Raw genomic sequence first — 17,782 nt, 5'->3', positions numbered from 1 at the left:
GGAGAGAAATTATGAACAAAACAGAATTTATTCAGGATCTTGGGGTTATTGTTGGATCCAAAAATGACATCTACTTTATTATTCAGTATGATGCCAAAAAACGACTTAATACGTTACAAATTAATGTTGGAGATGAAGAAAATGGCGCATTCTTGGATTTTTTAGCCGGATATCGCGATTTTCATCCAGGAATTGGCTCACGCATTGAATTTCAAGGAAATATCAGTCGCCTCTATATACCGCTAGATTTTAGTCAGATTGACCAGGAAAACGAGCTCGACCAAATTCTTGAGGCAATTACCTTAGAACTCGCGACTCGTCGTTATATTCAACGTTGCGGTGTGAGTGGTCGTACAGATAATCTTGCAATCTACCGTCTTGATAACAATGTTGAAATTCTAAATGCCGAAGTTTACAACCAACGTGTCCGTGATTTCGAAGAAAACCGAAACAGTGGTTCTGAACGTTCACCTCTTGCCTATATTGGAGCTCTTGGAGGTGTATTACTGGGGATGGCGCTTTGGGTAATCGTGGGTCTGATTGGCTTTATCGTAGGTATCATTGGTGCAGTTATGATTCTGGCCGGAATCAAAGGCTATCAAATGTTTGGTGGAAAGAAATCAAAACAGTCCATTATCATCATTGCAATAATGTCCGTTCTTGGAATTGTTTTAGCAGAATACATTTCGATAAGTATTTCATACTATCAAGCGATTAATGGACTCATTCCCTATCAATACATATTATTTGATATTATGCCAACACTCATCCAAGAACCAGAAATCATCCGTATCATGCTCTTTGATATCTCATTTGGAATCTTGTTGTCATTACTCTCAACATGGTCACTTATTAAAGAAGAAATCAAATCTGTTGAAAACCCAACAATCTATTACGAAGTTTACCGTGATGTTGATACATCACACCAATTTTAGTTCTTTCACAAGATACTCAATCGAATCCGCGTGAAAGTATGCGACAATAAATACAAAAGGATGGTCACTATGATTCAACATATCAAAGAATTTAATCGCCACTATAACTACCTATCAGATATTGAAGGATTATATGGCAAACATGGGGGATACTATTTTACTGCGATACAACTCGATCAAAAAAATATGATCGGATTGACATTCTCAGTAACGGACGTGAATGCAATCTTGCCTGAAATTGAAGCACTTCGAGTACAATATGAGAGTATGCCTCATGGTGGGGTTTATACAGATGGTCCAGAGCTAATTGTAGAGCTAAACATGGTTAACATGAATGACTCGCAAGATCTTGTCGATATTGTGGAAGCAATCACAAAAGTGATGCGCAATCATAATTCACAAAACCAATGCTCAATTTCTGGAAGTACAGAGGATATCGGAATCTTCCGAATCGGAACTAAAATGTTTATCCTCAGTGAAGCAGCATATCGTGCCCAAGTTCATACCAACGAAGCACAATATAATCACAAAGAGCCAGCACCAATCGTTCCGTTCCTTGGAGCCCTTGGGGGTATGCTACTGGGTGTAGGGGTATGGATTCTTTTCTCAATGATTCGAATCGTCACAGGGCTTGCAGGTTACTTCATCTTGAAATTCGGATTAAACGGTTATGAAAAAATGGGTGGAAGCGTTACGAAACGCGTTGCCAAGATTTTAATTGGCCTATCCGTCGTTATGATTGTCTTTGCGCAAATACTCACGTATGCATGGCCCTTGTTCATGAATGGCGTGCCACTCTTCATGTCGTTTAGAATTGTGGTCGCACAAATTTTTAACGGATCCGTAGCAACCAATTTTATTATCAATATCGCAATTGGAATTGGATTATCATTGTGGTCAAGTTGGGGGCTAATCAATCACTTACTCAACTTTGCACCGACTTCAACAAAACGCGTTCGTCGTAAAAATAACCGTTTGCTCTAAACTAAGGGGTGGTGTAAAATAGAACCACTTAGGGAGTAAACTATGAAAACAAAAGATTTAGCAATACAAGCCATGATCGCTACAGTATACGTAGCAGTATCCTTGGCATTTCAACCATTATCATTTGGAGCCGTTCAAGTTCGGTTTGCCGAGCTGACGCTCTTACTGCTACTCATCAATAATAAACATGCAACAGGCATCGTTCTCGGATGTTTCATTACGAATCTGTTCAGTCCGCTTGGAATGGCAGATGTAATCTTTGGTACATTAGCAACAGCATTGACATGTTTCTTAATGGCAAAAACAGAAAATGATGTTTTGAAACTGTTATGGGCGGCCATTATTAATGGTGTCATCGTCGGTGCTGAACTCACCATATTATTTGGTGGAGTACCTTTTTTATTCAATCTTGCAACCGTATTCGCAGGAGAAATCATTGCAGTCTTTATTCCAGGAATGTTATTCAAAACAAACATCCGTAATAATAAGGCATTGCAACAATACTTCAATTAATCACATAATTTCCCACAATTAAGTTAATTATGATCAAACCCACTAAAACAGTGGGTTTTTTAATACATGCATTTTGATGACTTCATGAAAAAGTAACTTTTATTTGACCGCACGAGTGAGATTTGCTATATTTTCGTGGTCTTTTTCGAAAGGAGACAATTTTAATGAAGAAATACATAATGACTGTGGTTTTATTAGTCATGGTAACAATCATTAGCGGATGCGCCGTTAATGCGGATGCAACGCCACAAATAACCTATCCAAAACTGAATGAACTAACTGATACTGATGAGGAACCCTATAGGTTTGAGATCGAAACCGTAACGGAACCTTTAGAAGAACCAGGAATTGAAGAACGTGAAGCAAGTTACGTTGTTGACGGAGGTGCAGAATGGATTTATGCCAAAACTCAAGACGGAACAACTGGAACGAAAACTACAAAATACAAAAATATTTATAACAAAAAAGACGAATTATTATCACGTGTAGAAATTCCCGATGCTGTCGAAATTGCTGACACAACACCAACAGTTTATGAAGGTGGACAAAAAGCACAGGTTGATGCTTACTATCGTGCATCACGTATTACCCGTTACGGTGTTGACTGTAATGGCTGTAACATGGGTGCCAATGGGCGTGGATCTACAGCTCTTGGAATTGGTGTAGGACTTGACGAAGTACGTCAAAGTGACGGAACTTGGAGAAAAGGCCTAACCTATGATGGATATTATATTATCGCAACATCTGCAGCGATTCCTTTTGGAACAATTGTAGAAATTTCAAATCACACTGTTAGTGGTGCCGGAATTACACCAGGTGTTCCATTTCAAGCGATTGTAGCCGATCGTGGTGGGGCAATTACTGGAAGTAAGATTGACCTCTATGCAGGAAGTGAACACAACATGCTTATGTCACAAGGTGGTATGCAATCTGCCGATGTTCGTATTGTTGGAATGAACGGAATCTAATAAAAAAATAAACTGGGGGCCTAAGCTCCCAGTTTTCATCATTTTTCAAACATGATATAATATTAGTATGAAGAAACAACGAATCAAAGAGGTTATTGTTGTCGAAGGAAAACATGACCGTGAAAAGATACTCAAATGTATCGATGCAGATATTATTACATCTAGTGGTACCCATATGTCGCAAGAATTTTTGGAGTTATGCAAGAAGATGCATGCCTCTCGTGGTTTAATCGTCTTTACCGATCCGGATGGACCTGGTGAAATGATTCGCCGTCGGATTATTGAAACAGTAGGAACAACAAAACATGCATCCTTGCATGTACTACAAACCAAGAAAAAACAGAAAGTCGGGATTGAGCATGCAGATTGCGAGGATATCCTTGAGGCGCTCACTAAGGCGGCTACTTTTGACATTTACAATGAATCCATGACGTGGGGTGAATTTATTGATTGCGGCCTTTCAGGCCTCCCAGATAGTCAATTAAAACGGGACACACTATCTGAAGCATTACATTTCCCCAAGTCCAATGCAAAAACTACATTTAAGTATCTGAATATGATGAACATAGACGTAGCAACCTGCCGCACTATTTTGAAAGAGAGTAACCTATGAAAACAATTGCTAATTATTCCGTAAGTATGGAGTTGCTAAAACGATACGAACGTCGTGCCAAGAAGCACTTTGGTCAAAATTTTATTATTGATCCGTCAATCGTTAAAAACATTGCAGCCCACAGTGGTGAAAAAGGAACAGTCATTGAGATTGGTCCTGGTTTGGGTGCATTGACGCAACAGCTTGCCGAACGCTATGACAAAGTCATTGCGTATGAAATTGATCCACATATGGTTGAAATTTTACAAGAGACGCTTGAAGACTACTCCAATATTGAAGTCATTCATCAAGATTTTTTAAAAGCGGATTTAAGTCATTTTACAGAACCTGTAACGGTATGTGCGAATTTACCGTACTATATTACAACACCGATCCTCTTTAAATTAATGGAATCAGTTCAAATGGTTGCGATGACCATAATGGTCCAAAAAGAAATTTCTGATCGCCTCACGGCGCTTCCAAATACACGAGACTATGCTGCACTTAGTATCCAAATGCAATACTATTTTGATATCAAGACCGTAATGCATGTATCCAAAGAGAGTTTCCATCCACGTCCAAATGTGGAATCAAGTGTTATTAAATTTACACCAACACACAATACGATGCCTTATGATGAGAAAGCATTCTTTAGTTTTGTAAAAAAATGTTTCCAGTTCCGACGTAAGACACTTACCAATAACTTGAAAACATTAGAACTTGAAGTAAATTACGCTGACGTATTAACAAGTTTGGGAATTAATCCAAGCATTCGTGCAGATGCGTTGAGCTTTGATGACTACCTAAGACTTTACGGAGCCTTGTATGCGTAAAAAAGCGTATGCAAAACTAACATTATATTTGCATGCGAAAGATCGAAAGGATGGCGTGCTACATTTTCAAAACATCACGGTGCCAATCGATCTTTTTGATATGGTTTATTTGGATAAGCATGAAACGATGCATATCGAGACGGATAAAACCTATCTTCCTAACGACAAACGAAATACTGTATATAAAACACTCATGATTCTTAAACGCACCTACAAAATAAGTGATAACTTTAAAGTTCGTATCGTTAAGAACATTCCAGCACAATCTGGTTTGGGTGGTGGAAGTGCCGATGCCGCAGCTGTTATTCATATGATTAATGATATGTACCAGTTACAGATGAGTGACCAAGCAATGATTGCTGTTGCAGCACAAATAGATGAAGATACGCCTTTCTGCCTTTTTAACCGTCCGATGATTGTTGAGGGTGGTGGCGAAATTTTAACACCGGTGAAACTAGATTTGGATTTATTCTATTTGCTTGTAAAACCGGGATTTGGTGTTAGCACAAAATCATTCCTTAAGAAATTTGATAACTTTCAAGATCCTTTAGGTTTCCACCAAGTTCTTGAAGGTATAGAGACGAATAACTATCACCAAATTGTTGGACATACACACAATGATTTTCAACGAGCTGTCATTAAACGTAATGGCCGCCTTCGGAAAGTAATACGTACCCTAAAAGAGGGAGACTTAGAAGGTGTCTGCATGAGTGGTAGTGGCACTACAATTTACGGATTAACGCAAGATTTAAGTAAGGCAATGACTCTATATAATAAAATCGTCTTTGACTACCCGTTCGTGAAATATGGCCGAATTGGGAAGTGAAAGACGCTTTCTTATGTTAAAATAAAATTGGAGGGCAATGAATTATGAAAAATGCAATTGTACTAGCAGCGGGTAAAGGAACACGCATGCAGTCAAATAAAAACAAAGTAATGCATGAAATTTTACGCAAACCGATGATTGGAATGCTTGTAGAGAATCTTAAAAAAGTTGATATTGATAAGATTGTCGTTGTTACAGGACATCAAAAAGATGAAATTGAAGCATACTTAGGCGATAGTGTCGACTATGCAGTTCAAGATGAACAAAAAGGAACAGCAGATGCGGTTGCGAAAGCGACACAACTCAAAGATGATTCAGGATCAACCCTAATTCTCTTTGGTGATGCTGCATTAATTCAGCCAGATACTTTTACCCAACTCTTTGATGCTCATGAAGGTCATGATTTAACGATAATGAGTGCACAAGTACAAGAGCCGGGAAACTACCGTCGTATTATACGCGATAACCAAGGTCAAATCGATCACATCGTCGATTTTAGAAATCTGACAGACTCAGAGCGAAACATTCAGGAAATTAGTTTGGGAATCTTCTGTGTTAATAACGAACTTCTCTTTAAATATTTACCAGAATTTAAAGATGATACCAATACAGAAGAGATTAATCTAACGCAACTCGTTAAAATAATGAAAACGAATGGCCATAAGATTCAATCATTACGCGCTGAAGATTATCAAGAATTTATGGGTGTTAATGATCGATTCCAGCTCAATACCTCAATGCGTTGGTTACAAGAACGCATCAATGCACAGCATATGTATAATGGTGTCACAATTATAAGTCCAAGCGATACATATATTGGACCGGATGTTATCATTGAACCGGATGCGACGATTTATCCAAATACGCATATTTATGGTAAATCAATTATTCGCTCGGGTGCAACAATCTACCCAAACAGTTGGATCGAGAATGCAACCATTGGTGAAAATACTACCATCGATAGTTCTCGAATTACGGATAGCACAGTTGGTGCGCAAACAACAATCGGACCGAATGCCCATATTCGTATGCATTCAGACATCGGAAACAAGGTTCGCATCGGTAATTTTGTAGAAATGAAGAATGTAATCTTCGAAGATTTATCAAGAAGTGCACATTTAACGTATTTAGGCGATGCAAAAGTTGGAAAAGATGTTAATATAGGTTGTGGTGTTGTAACTGCCAACTATGATGGAAAGAATAAATACCGTACTGAAATTGGTTCTGGTAGCTTCATTGGAAGCCATTCTACGCTAATTGCGCCTGTTACAATTGGGGAAAACGCATTGGTTGCCGCGGCAAGTGCTGTTTCGGATGATGTCGAAGATGGAGCAATGGCCATCGCTCGTACACGCCAAGAGACAAAGCCAGGCTATGGAGAGAGATTCAAAAACAAAGAGGGAAAGTAGATTATGATGAGTGAAAAAAACACTGTAGTATTTGCATTATCGTCAAATATTGAATTAGCAGATGAAATCTGTGGACATTTAAATATCAATCGTGGAAAAATTGATGTCCGTCATTTTGCGGACGGAGAAATTCTGATTGAACCGTTGGAGTCGGTACGTGGAAAACACGTATACATTATCCAATCAACATGTGCTCCAGTAAGTGAGACTTACATGGAAGTCTTAATTGCAATCGATGCGTGTCATCGTGCATCGGCAGACGAAATAACAATCGTCATGCCTTATTACGGATATGCTCGTCAAGACCGTAAGGCACGTGCACGTCAACCGATATCTTCAAAATTAATGGCTAATCTGTTAACAACAGCAGGTGCAGACCGCGTTGTAACAATTGATTTACATGCGCCGCAAATTCAAGGGTTCTTTGACATCCCTACAGATGACTTAACAGCTGTAGCGATGATTGGACAATACTACCGTGCTAAAGATTTTACGGACGAAATTGTTGTTGTCTCACCAGATCATGGTGGAGCAACACGTGCTCGTAAATTATCAGATACAATTCCTAATTCAACGATTGCGATTATCGATAAACGTCGTACAAAACCAAACGTTGCAGAAGCGATGAATCTTATTGGTGATGTTAATGGCAAGATTGCTATTGTTATCGATGATATGGTTGATACAGCAGGTTCACTCATGGGTGGAATCGATATGCTTTACGAAAAAGGCGCTAAAGAAGTCTATGCAGCATGTACTCATGGAATTCTTTCAGGACCAGCAGTTGAGCGTATCGCAAACTCACAAATTAAAGAACTACTCATCACAAATACAATTCCACTTCGTGAAGAAGCGAAGCATGTAGAAAAAATCAAACAAATCTCTGTTGGTTACATGCTTGCGAAAGCAATCGAAGCGATCCAAGATCATACTCCTGTAAGTACTTTATTTGACCTATTTAATGACTAATTTAACGTATAAACAAGTTAATGTTGTGATTGTTTTCAATACCGATGAAACGGATGTCCTCATGTGTTTACGCATGAAGAATCCTTATCTCGGGTTGTATAACTTCTTAGGCGGTAAAAAGGAAACACAGGAAACAGATTTAGAGGGTGCCTACCGAGAACTTTATGAAGAATCAGGAATTTCAAAAAATAATATTGAATTAAAACCACTCTTCACAACTCAATATCATCAGGATGGTATCGAGCTCCAAGTATTTTATGGAACTTTACAAGATATGACGATAGCATTAGTTCCGGAAAAACACCCATTGCACTGGATACCGATAATAGGCACTGACTTTGCAGATGAAACCAAATTTGCGGGTCAAGGTAATATCAAGCATATGATAGAAATTATTCGTGAGTCCAAACAAAAAGAAGGCCTTGTCATTTAGACAAGGTCTTTTATGTGTGTTATTGACTAGAATAGTTGTGACGATGCAAAAGCCCTTGTGAATTTGAAGCTAAATAACTTGATATTTACATTGTGTCCTAAAAAAGGATGCAAGAATATCGGTATTCAAAAATGAATGTATATCTTAAAAGTGTAATAACTTATTAGAAAGTGCGAATTCAGTAGGAAAAAAAAAGAGACTACGAAGTGTAATCTCTTTTTAAGTATGTTTGAAGGTGGAAGGAATAAATATATGCACTTACATGATGATTTGGGTAGTAACTACGCATCATCGCGATGTATCCATCGACTTGTGGTGCATAACGCTTCCAAAGTGTTGCAGCATCCGCATTATCACTTTTGAAATCTACAATTACAATTTCAGTGTCATCTTGGGCAAAAAAGTCGATGATACCCTCGCTGTTGGCGTCAATAAACGGAATTTCTTTTTCGATGATTGGTGCAAGATACAGTTGTTGGGTAAATGGGTGTGCGTTGTATGTCATCAGTGGTTGATGGAAACGTGCCTCAATAGACGAGAGGTCATCGTGAGTCCATGTGCGATTCGGGAGAGCCTCAATCGATTCGTGAAGCATCGTTCCATAGGCCATTCCAAATTCGGAGTATTTATCCGGATCGAGCAGCGTATTTTGGGCAATAAGAATAGGCTCGGGAATCATTTCAAATGTCGTGTCAAAGGATTCATTCTGAACCACCGTTGTTTGACCTGGTAATGTTTCAGTTCCAATTTCTTCAGCATCGACAACTTTAAGAATTCGTGATGGAGGACTTGCTGCGAAGAGTAGTTCCGTCTTATTGCGATGTCCACGTAGAAGCGCACTGGAAAGTGGTTCAGGTTTAAATTCCTTTGTAACATCCACTAAAATGAGGTGCTTCTGTGGTCGGGTGAGTGCGACATAAAGTAAACGCAAAGACTCTTCAAGTTCTTCGTGGTCTTGTTTGTATTCAACAATGGTTCGAAGCATATTTTTTTCTTGTGTGCGATAAGGCATTTGTATGTGATTTAAAGCGAGCCCAAGAGCATCATCAGAGACTAGCGTACTTGTATGGTCGCGTACTGTGTGTTTGCCAAGTCCCCACAAGAATACAATTGGAAATTGCAGACCTTTGGATTGATGAATTGTCATCGATGTGACGACATCAGCATCCTTGCTTAGGGGTGATGCTTCGCTGCTTGTATCGTCTTTGAATTCACGGATAAAGCGGATGAAGCCCAGTAGCGTTGGGGTACGTGAAGCCTGATATTGAACGGCTTTTTCAAGTAAAAAATCAACATTGGTTTTATCTTGCAATGATAATTGTGTTTGATAGGTGTTACGCATCACAATAATATCTTGAATGATTGAGACGACATCTTTAGTGCGCCAAGTTCGAATTGCATCATGAATTATAAAGTGTGTTTGGGGATCCATGATCTTAAGTGCTTCCTTAATGGAAACATGTCCGGATAGCTTTAACGCAGCAATCTGATCGTCTGAATATCCGATAAAGACTGATTTTAGAACATAGACAAGATAAAAATCATGGCGGTTTAGCGCATAGTTTAAGATGTGGATAATATCTTGAATAACTTCTGAATTGTAGAAACCGCTTCGATCATCAATGTAATGAGGAATGTTCGCAGCAGCGAAAGCTTCTTTTAGATACGCTTTGCTTGCATGAGAACGCACCAAGATGACCATATCTTTGAACGCATAGCCTTGCTTGTGAAACTTAATAATTTCCTGGGCAATATAATCGGCTCTTTGTTGGTTAACGGATGCCTCGAAATAACGATCACCACGTTCGATAATGTGAAATTCTACAGGATGAGAGTCTTCTGATTGTTGTGGAATTCCGACATTTACATGGTCATGTTCACTATACGATATCCCTAAAGAAAGGTTCATCAACTTATCAAAAACATAGTTGTTGTAATCTACGATATCTTTTTTGGAGCGATAATTAAAAGATAAAAACAAGTTCTGAGTCGTTGTATCTTTCATTAAGTCTTGCATGATATTCGGTTTTGCACCACGGAAGCGATAAATAGATTGTTTAATGTCACCGACACGGAAAATATTGGTCCCATTAGAGATTAAACGAATAATTTCATCTTGGTACTCATTGGTATCCTGAAACTCGTCAACCATAATCTCTTGATAGCGGGGTTGAATTAATGTTGCGATTTCAAAGTTATTAACAGTAAGAATTTCTAAAGCGAGGGATTCAAAGTCGCTAAAGTCGAGACAGTTTTCGGCAATTTTAATGTCATTGTAGGCGCTCATGAAATCTTGTGTCATGTGCAGCAAGTTGGCGACATCATCATATTGTTCGTGGAGTAGTGCAAACTGTGCTTCTAACGGACGGTGATATTCTAAAATTTCATGAATACTATCCCCAAGCTGTTTGCGGGCTTTGGTATAGGCTTCATTTTTAGTGTCTGCATGGAGTTTGAAGTTGAAAAGATCTTGGAAGGAGTCATAAAAAAGAATATCGTGATTTTTAACTGTAGCTTCAACATCCAATAACTTTCCAAAAACATCGTTGAGCATTGTTGATTGGTCAAAAAACTTTACTTGTTTCTTGTCGTTGGCATCATAGGATGCATCCGCTATTGAAACCAAAGTCTGAATATTCGCCTTGATTGCTTGAATAGCGTGTAAATATTGATGGAAAAAATAATCTTTAAATAGAGGTGGTAATGCATCGAAATTATCGGTTTGGTAGAGGTTTAAAGTACGTGCCGCTTCTGCAAGCGGATCTTTTTTACTCAATAACCAAGATGCGGTTGCTTGCAGCGCATCTTTCAACCCGTCAAAATCAATAGGATTCGTCGAAAAGATATCCAGTAAACGTTCAGTTGCTTCAGGATTTGTTTGCAACCAGGTATCCAACGTCGCATCTAAAGCACGATTTTGAAGCAATGTAACTGATGCATCGTCTAAGATGTTTTCAGCACGTTCAGGATTCATGCCAATGATATAACCGTAGTTTTTAATAATCGTCAGGCAGAAGGAGTGAATCGTTGATATTTGTGCTGTCTCAACGAGAGCGATTTGCTCGGCAATAAATGGTGTTGCATGCGTTTCATACTCTTGGTTAAGAGCTGCAAGTAATCGTGTTTTCATTTCCGAAGCAGCAGCTTCTGTAAAGGTCATAGCGCACACTTCATCAATACGAACGTTATCGTGGATGATGCGTTTCATTAATCGCGCAATTAAAACAGTTGTCTTTCCAGCTCCGGCAGAAGCAGAAACAATAACATTTTGGTTCAATGCATCAATGGCAAGCTGTTGTTGCGGGTTAAACGTTGTCATGCTTCATCATCCTTTCTAAGATTAAGATCTTTGTCGACTTCAATGGTGATGGCTTCCGGATCTAAGATACCCGATAATATATGAAATTGAATGGTATCGTAGACGTGGTGTAGGAGTGGTCTGATTTTGTCCATATCAAACGGCTTACGCCATAATCCCATACCAGCTTTCCCCAGACGCAGTCCTCCATAGTAGGCATCAGTTTCGAACGTGTCTTCAGGCAGATCAAACATCCAACCACTATATTTCTTTTGCTTTTTCCAAAGATCTTCCGCAAGTTCTTCATTGTGGATGACGCCTTTTGACATATTGTAGGAGAGTGGTGCAAGTGCAATATTACTGTTGCGCAGTCCAAAGTAAAAGACGCCCAGGACAGATTTACTAAATAATGTTTCGCAAATCATAGCGTACGTTAAGAGTTGGAGTTGCTGTCCCGACTGGACAGAACCTTGACTTAAAGATTGCGCTGTAGATTTGTAATCAACAATTAAAGCATGGTTATCATTCAAATCGATACGGTCAATAATACCGCGTAAGTGGATGTTCTTGAACAATGAATTAGCCTCAAACCACTTTTCAGTATCGGCGACATCAAACGACGATGTCGCAATTGATTCCTTCACAAAATCCATATTCATGGTCATTAATGCTTCATTACGACGCTGAATCATTTTAATTCTGTTAGAATCTTGCGGGAATACACGTCCGATTGAATCCCATGCATCATTGGGAAGTTGTTTATGCATCGTTTCCATAATGCGATGATTGATCGTACCAATAACACGAGGATCAAAGGTGAATTTTTCAGGTTCTCGTAATGCCAATCCACGTTCTACAAAAAATTGGTAAGGGTTGTTGATATACATTTGGAATGCCGAAATAGAGCCAACAATCTTTCCATCTTTCAAATAAATTTGTGGTGCGAGGTCAGGACTTAGGGCGCGGAGTACGGGTGTTCGTTCACTAATTTGTTTTAATGTCCACGGTTCAAGTTGAATGTTACGATCAGCACAGAAACGTTCAATTGGATAGGAGACTTCAATACCCTTTCCTTCATACGATGACGCATGGTAAGACAATGTAAGGTTCGTGCTGTGTGAAAAAATTATGTTTTGTTGATCTAAAAGATATTGTGTGCGAACGTCGAGGCTCGGGAAGTTGTGTATTTGGGCAACATAACTTTCATCCAAGATACCTGTTCGAGAAGCGATTGCTGGAAATTGCTTTGCGCTCAAACCAAGGACATAAAGATGCTGAGGTGCGAGATACGGCAATTCTCGAATATCAATCCATTGAATAATGTTTTGTGTTAATGCACGGCTTTGAACATTTTTAAAGTGATTGATAAAGAATAAATGTGTTGATGCGTCATAGAGATGCATGTGAGATTCGAGAAAAGACTTAATCGGACGAATATCAATGCGCGAATTAAGGGCAAGAGTGTCGTAGGCAAAGGCTAGGGCGCCAGCATAATCTTTGGTTGAAAGATCAAGCATAAATTGCTGTAACGTAAGTACGTCAGACTGAATATGCTCTTGAAGTCGATAGATTTGCGGATAATCAGGATGTGCTTGCGCATGATCAAACGGTTCAAACAATTGTGCGTACGTTAATTCAAAATGTTGAATGTAATAAACAAGGTCATCGATGAACTGTAATTTTAATGGATTCGCTTCAATAAGAGCTAAAACTGATTGAACTGAGTTATCTAAAGCAAGTGTAACCATTGCAAGAAATTGTGCTTTTGCAAGATCAAAGCGTTTATCTGAAAATTTTTGGTGCAGACCATAGCGTGCGAGTGTTGCCTCAATCAATGCATGATGAGCATTGAAATTTGGAATGGCAACGACAGCATCTTTAATGTCATTGTCGAGAATATCCTGGATGACACTCTCAATTTCAGAACGAATGTTTAAAGCAACTCGAAAACGGATGGAAGTAGGATCCATTGGTAAACGCGGGGTAAGGGGAATCTGGTGTCGCACTAAAAAGGCACGATGCGCATGCGAGAGGCCTTGGTCGTATGCAATATATGATTGCGGTCCTACGATTGGTTCAGGAATCATAGTGCGAACAATTGACATCACCTGTGCAATTTCAAGTTGTAATGGTGTCGTCTTGGGCAAATCACTCAAGGATACACCATAGGCGTCCATGTCATCCAAAAGAGCCATAAACGATTGGATCGTTTTGGGGTAATTCAAAACGTCGTTTAATTTTGTAAATGTGTGGTTTTTTAAGGCATGATAAATAGCAACTTCAATCGATTTACGGTCCAAAGAAGCTTCGCTAAATGCAAAGTTAAAAGGGCGAACTTGGACACCAAGTGCAAATTCGCGACCTTCTAAAAGTGCCTTTCGATAATCATCAACAAGATGAGAAGCAGTAATATAGGTTTGTCTCATAAATGCCTCCTTACACACCATTATAAATCATAATCACATTCGAGTGTGACACACTTTCATTTCTTTTGAGAATGTGCCAAAATAAGAGTACATGGGGGGAAATATATAAATGAGTCTGTACACTACTTTGAAGGAAATAAAAGATTTCCGCGTAGGTGCTAAAGACTGTGCTTTCAACGGATATGTAGAAGATTATCTGAACCGGGACACTGTACAATTTAGCGATACGCTGGAGGGCATTTTGGAAATAGATTCTGAAGTGCGTGTGATTGAGGCATTTAGTGTTTTTATTAATAAAGAAGTGATTGCCAATAAAATTATAAGTTACAAGGATATTCATAAAATTCCAAAGTGGTATATTAAAGCACCACTTATTCTTTATACGGAAATAGAAGGCCGCGAATTTGCGATGATTTTGGTCGATCGTAATTATTATGAAGCAAAAGGTATTTTCTTCAGTTTGACTGAGCGCGATGCATTACTCGAGCCGTTTGTTGATAATGTTATAGTGATGGATACATCCGATTCAGAACGAATCGTAGCCTTGTATTCCTTGCTGTTTGAAGGAAAGGCACGATGCTCAGTGCTCCAACGAGAGCTTGACCGTCGCTACTTTACGACACCGCAAGAATTGTTGGAACAAAGTCACGCTGAGAGTCAAAACATTAAAGAAACGCTCGAACTAAGTTTTGAAAATGATCCGAAAGGACGTGCACAACGGATTCATGATGCAATCGCATCATGGTATCTCATAAAAAAAATGGTCTACGTTCAATACATGATAGACCGCGAAACCTTAATCAATGAAAATGAAAATGATATTAAGAAGCACCGTCAGAGTGCTAAACAAATGAGTTCAAGCATTGAATTCAAACCATTTAGTGAAATGTGGAGGCAATAGACATGAAATTGGTATCTTGGAATGTGAATGGATTACGAGCAGTAATGGGAAAAGATTTTGTAGGTATTTTTGAAAGTTTAGATACAGATGTTTTGTGTCTTCAAGAAACGAAAATGCAGGCAGGACAATTGGACTATCATCCGGAAGGATATCACGCATACTATAATTATGCGGTGAAAAAAGGGTACTCAGGAACTGCTGTATATTCGCGACAAGAACCACTTTCGGTCAAATATGGCATTGGAATTTCTGAGCACGATCAAGAGGGTCGTGTAATAACATGCGAATTTGATGCGTTCTACTTAGTGTGTGTGTATACCCCAAACAGTCAGCAAGAATTAAAACGTTTAGAATATCGTATGCAATGGGAGGATGACTTCCGTGCATTCATTACAACACTGGAAGCAGATAAACCAGTTGTAATATGTGGTGACCTCAACGTTGCGCACAAAGAAATCGATCTCAAAAATCCAAGCACAAACCGTAAAAATCCTGGTTTTTCTGACGAAGAACGAGGACAATTTACGAATTTGTTGGATGCAGGTTATCTTGATTCATTCCGACATGTCCACGGAGATGTCACAGATCGTTACTCGTGGTGGAGCTACCGTGCAGCAGCGCGGAGTCGCAATGTAGGGTGGCGGATTGATTATTTTGTTGTTTCAGAGCGCTTGCGTGATGCGATTGTAGGTGCAGATATCTATGATCAAGTTGTTGGAAGTGATCACTGTCCAGTCATGTTAGAACTTCAGGTTTAGAGTAGGATTCCTACTCTTTTTTTATAATAAGTACAGAAAATGACAAGCGTTTCTATTTATGTTATACTTTAACGCGTGTACTAGAAAAGAAGTAGGAAAATAAATGACATTTTTAGAATTAGGATTATCAGAGGAAGTCGCTCGCGCGATAACGGAAAAAGGATATGAAAATCCAACCGATATTCAACAGCAAGCACTCCCTATTTTATTAAATGGTCATGATTTATTAGCGCAATCTCAAACAGGAACAGGTAAAACTGCGGCGTTTGGATTACCAATCGTGACTGCAGTTGAGCATGTAGACAAACAAACACAAGCTTTGATCTTATGTCCAACACGTGAACTAAGTATGCAAGTAGCTGAAGAAATTCGTAGCTTTGCAAAATACAAAAAACTTAGTGTCGTAAGTATATACGGAGGCGCACCGATTGACCGTCAAATTAAAGATTTGAAACGTGGTGCAGATATTGTGGTAGCAACACCAGGACGTTTGATGGATCATATCCGTCGTCGTACGATTCGCTTAAACCACACAACAAGAATTGTTTTAGACGAAGCCGATGAAATGCTGAACATGGGTTTTGTTGATGATATTCGTGAAATTTTCGAATATCTTCCTGAAGAACGTCAAATGGCTTTCTTCTCTGCAACAATGCCTAAAGAAATTATTCGCTTAAGTGATGATTTCTTAGTTGAACCAGAACGTATTGCATTATCACGCAATAACTTAACGGTTTCACGCATCGAGCAACGTTACTATACAGTTGAATCAAACCAAAAAATTAATTTAGTAACACAATTACTACAAATTCACGACGCAAACGGAATCATGATCTTCTGTAATACGAAGAAAATGGTTGACGAGCTCACTACAGAATTAAATAAAGCAGGATTCCCAGCTTTAGGATTACATGGTGACATGAAACAAGAAATGCGAAGCATGGTTATGGGACGCTTTAAGCGAGGCATGGTTAAAGTGCTTATCGCGACGGATGTTGCAGCTCGAGGAATCGACGTTGACAGCATGGACGTTGTTATTAACTATGATGTACCGCAAGAACTTGAATACTATGTACACCGTATTGGACGTACTGGACGTGCAGGTAAAGAAGGATTGGCAATTACACTTGTAACACGCCGCCAACGCTACGCAATTCGTCAAATTGAACGTCTCTCAAATTCAGAAATTAAAGAAACACCACTTCCTACTAAAGAACAACTTAACGCAGTATTGGTGCAAAAACTTGCAGCTGATATTCGCCAATGGTCATCGGCAGAACGTGGTAAACTCTTTGATATAGCATATGAAGGTCTTTCAAAAGAAGGCTTCACACAAGAAGAAATCATCATTGCATTCATCAATAAATCTGTTGCAGAAAATAACTTAGCAGCAATTAAAGGTGAAGCAGCAAGCAAACGTGTTCAAAACCGTGACCAATTCTCAAAAATCGCATTAACAATTGGAGGACGCCAAGGTATTTCGGCATCACACCTTGTTAGTGCAATTGCAACAGCCACAGGAATTCGTGGAAAAGATATCGGACGCATCATAATTGACGATACTGTTTCCACAGTTGAAGTTCCCCGTGAACATGCAACTTCAATAATGGAAGACTTGAAAAAAGTAACTATTAAAGGCAAAAACTTCGATACTGAGATGTTAGAAGTTGAAGCAATTCGTGAACCACGTCGTCGTGACCGTGGTGGAGATTCTCGCCGTCGTGATGGTGGTGGAGGCCGTGACCGCGGAAACCGTGGTGGCGATCGCCGTCGTCGTGGAACGGATTCGGATTCCAAACAAGCACGCTCACGTCGTTACGACAATGAACGTCGTAAAGATCGCGGAAAATAGTAAAATCAAAACTCATAGGTTCGCTATGAGTTTTTTTGTGGGAGTAATTCAGCGTATATTTATGAATACATGGTATGATGTGCAT

15 protein-coding genes are annotated in these 17,782 nt (G+C 39.2%); 13 read left to right on the top strand and 2 right to left on the bottom strand.

From position 1 onward, the window contains the following. The first annotated feature begins 11 nt into the window (after positions 1-11). From G7061_RS00465 to G7061_RS00420, 10 genes are all read left to right on the top strand, one after another. Complete coding sequence (locus G7061_RS00465; protein ID WP_159641753.1) at positions 12-935, top strand: hypothetical protein; 924 nt, start codon at positions 12-14, stop codon at positions 933-935. Between the two features lie 69 nt (positions 936-1,004). Continuing rightward, the gene (locus tag G7061_RS00460; protein WP_159645117.1) at positions 1,005-1,919 is read left to right on the top strand and encodes a hypothetical protein; all 915 of its coding nucleotides are present in this window, start codon (positions 1,005-1,007) and stop codon (positions 1,917-1,919) included. Positions 1,920-1,961: 42 nt separating this feature from the next. Further along, complete coding sequence (locus tag G7061_RS00455) at positions 1,962-2,432, top strand: QueT transporter family protein (protein ID WP_159645115.1); 471 nt, start codon at positions 1,962-1,964, stop codon at positions 2,430-2,432. 164 nt (positions 2,433-2,596) lie between these two features. Then, positions 2,597-3,400 (top strand): 3D domain-containing protein, encoded by an 804-nt coding sequence (locus G7061_RS00450; protein ID WP_159645113.1) that lies wholly within the window; start codon positions 2,597-2,599, stop codon positions 3,398-3,400. A 67-nt stretch (positions 3,401-3,467) separates the two neighbouring features. Then, positions 3,468-4,013, top strand: a complete 546-nt coding sequence (rnmV, locus tag G7061_RS00445) for a ribonuclease M5 (protein ID WP_159645111.1) — start codon at positions 3,468-3,470, stop codon at positions 4,011-4,013. Continuing rightward, a complete protein-coding gene (rsmA, locus tag G7061_RS00440; protein ID WP_159641758.1) occupies positions 4,010-4,825 on the top strand; it encodes a 16S rRNA (adenine(1518)-N(6)/adenine(1519)-N(6))-dimethyltransferase RsmA in 816 nt (271 codons plus the stop codon). The genes rnmV and rsmA overlap by 4 nt, the downstream gene beginning before the upstream one ends. Further along, positions 4,818-5,651, top strand: a complete 834-nt coding sequence (gene ispE / locus G7061_RS00435; protein WP_166117992.1) for a 4-(cytidine 5'-diphospho)-2-C-methyl-D-erythritol kinase — start codon at positions 4,818-4,820, stop codon at positions 5,649-5,651. The genes rsmA and ispE overlap by 8 nt, the downstream gene beginning before the upstream one ends. 44 nt (positions 5,652-5,695) lie before the next feature. Next, entirely contained in the window at positions 5,696-7,060 is a 1,365-nt protein-coding gene (glmU, locus tag G7061_RS00430; protein ID WP_159641763.1) for a bifunctional UDP-N-acetylglucosamine diphosphorylase/glucosamine-1-phosphate N-acetyltransferase GlmU, read from the top strand. A gap of 3 nt (positions 7,061-7,063) precedes the next feature. Beyond that, positions 7,064-8,029, top strand: coding sequence for a ribose-phosphate diphosphokinase (locus G7061_RS00425; RefSeq protein ID WP_370456898.1), 966 nt, complete (start codon positions 7,064-7,066; stop codon positions 8,027-8,029). Beyond that, positions 8,022-8,462: an NUDIX hydrolase gene (locus G7061_RS00420; protein WP_166117990.1), complete on the top strand. Its 441-nt coding sequence runs from the start codon at positions 8,022-8,024 to the stop codon at positions 8,460-8,462. The genes G7061_RS00425 and G7061_RS00420 overlap by 8 nt, the downstream gene beginning before the upstream one ends. Positions 8,463-8,661: 199 nt before the next feature. On the opposite strand, the gene G7061_RS00415 is transcribed toward G7061_RS00420, so the two are convergent. Together G7061_RS00415 and G7061_RS00410 are read right to left on the bottom strand one after the other, a co-directional pair. Further along, positions 8,662-11,781: an exodeoxyribonuclease V subunit beta gene (locus tag G7061_RS00415; RefSeq protein ID WP_166117988.1), complete on the bottom strand. Its 3,120-nt coding sequence runs from the start codon at positions 11,779-11,781 to the stop codon at positions 8,662-8,664. After that, positions 11,778-14,186 (bottom strand): PD-(D/E)XK nuclease family protein, encoded by a 2,409-nt coding sequence (locus G7061_RS00410; RefSeq protein ID WP_166117986.1) that lies wholly within the window; start codon positions 14,184-14,186, stop codon positions 11,778-11,780. The genes G7061_RS00415 and G7061_RS00410 overlap by 4 nt, the downstream gene beginning before the upstream one ends. A gap of 109 nt (positions 14,187-14,295) precedes the next feature. Here G7061_RS00410 and G7061_RS00405 point away from each other — a divergent pair, with 109 nt between their 5' ends. The 3 genes from G7061_RS00405 to G7061_RS00395 all read left to right on the top strand — a co-directional run bounded on the left by G7061_RS00405 (position 14,296) and on the right by G7061_RS00395 (position 17,697). Then, on the top strand, positions 14,296-15,087 hold the full coding sequence (locus G7061_RS00405) for a hypothetical protein (protein WP_166082561.1): 792 nt from the start codon (positions 14,296-14,298) through the stop codon (positions 15,085-15,087). A 2-nt stretch (positions 15,088-15,089) separates the two neighbouring features. Further along, positions 15,090-15,845, top strand: a complete 756-nt coding sequence (locus tag G7061_RS00400; RefSeq protein ID WP_159635046.1) for an exodeoxyribonuclease III — start codon at positions 15,090-15,092, stop codon at positions 15,843-15,845. 103 nt (positions 15,846-15,948) lie between these two features. After that, positions 15,949-17,697, top strand: a complete 1,749-nt coding sequence (locus G7061_RS00395) for a DEAD/DEAH box helicase (protein ID WP_166082558.1) — start codon at positions 15,949-15,951, stop codon at positions 17,695-17,697. Positions 17,698-17,782: the final 85 nt, after the last annotated feature.

It is taken from the genome of Erysipelothrix sp. HDW6B, from assembly GCF_011301115.1.
Lineage (GTDB): Bacteria > Bacillota_I > Bacilli_A > Erysipelotrichales > Erysipelotrichaceae > Erysipelothrix > Erysipelothrix anatis.
The sequence above is the reverse complement of the archived record's forward strand: the minus strand, read 5'-3'. Positions and strand labels throughout refer to the sequence as shown.

Coding starts and splice junctions, on each gene's coding strand:
- G7061_RS00465 (WP_159641753.1), top strand. CDS start 12: ATGAACAAAACAGAATTTATTCAGGATCTTGGGGTTATTGTTGGATCC.
- G7061_RS00460 (WP_159645117.1), top strand. CDS start 1,005: ATGATTCAACATATCAAAGAATTTAATCGCCACTATAACTACCTATCA.
- G7061_RS00455 (WP_159645115.1), top strand. CDS start 1,962: ATGAAAACAAAAGATTTAGCAATACAAGCCATGATCGCTACAGTATAC.
- G7061_RS00450 (WP_159645113.1), top strand. CDS start 2,597: ATGAAGAAATACATAATGACTGTGGTTTTATTAGTCATGGTAACAATC.
- rnmV (WP_159645111.1), top strand. CDS start 3,468: ATGAAGAAACAACGAATCAAAGAGGTTATTGTTGTCGAAGGAAAACAT.
- rsmA (WP_159641758.1), top strand. CDS start 4,010: ATGAAAACAATTGCTAATTATTCCGTAAGTATGGAGTTGCTAAAACGA.
- ispE (WP_166117992.1), top strand. CDS start 4,818: ATGCGTAAAAAAGCGTATGCAAAACTAACATTATATTTGCATGCGAAA.
- glmU (WP_159641763.1), top strand. CDS start 5,696: ATGAAAAATGCAATTGTACTAGCAGCGGGTAAAGGAACACGCATGCAG.
- G7061_RS00425 (WP_370456898.1), top strand. CDS start 7,064: ATGATGAGTGAAAAAAACACTGTAGTATTTGCATTATCGTCAAATATT.
- G7061_RS00420 (WP_166117990.1), top strand. CDS start 8,022: ATGACTAATTTAACGTATAAACAAGTTAATGTTGTGATTGTTTTCAAT.
- G7061_RS00415 (WP_166117988.1), bottom strand. CDS start 11,781: ATGACAACGTTTAACCCGCAACAACAGCTTGCCATTGATGCATTGAAC.
- G7061_RS00410 (WP_166117986.1), bottom strand. CDS start 14,186: ATGAGACAAACCTATATTACTGCTTCTCATCTTGTTGATGATTATCGA.
- G7061_RS00405 (WP_166082561.1), top strand. CDS start 14,296: ATGAGTCTGTACACTACTTTGAAGGAAATAAAAGATTTCCGCGTAGGT.
- G7061_RS00400 (WP_159635046.1), top strand. CDS start 15,090: ATGAAATTGGTATCTTGGAATGTGAATGGATTACGAGCAGTAATGGGA.
- G7061_RS00395 (WP_166082558.1), top strand. CDS start 15,949: ATGACATTTTTAGAATTAGGATTATCAGAGGAAGTCGCTCGCGCGATA.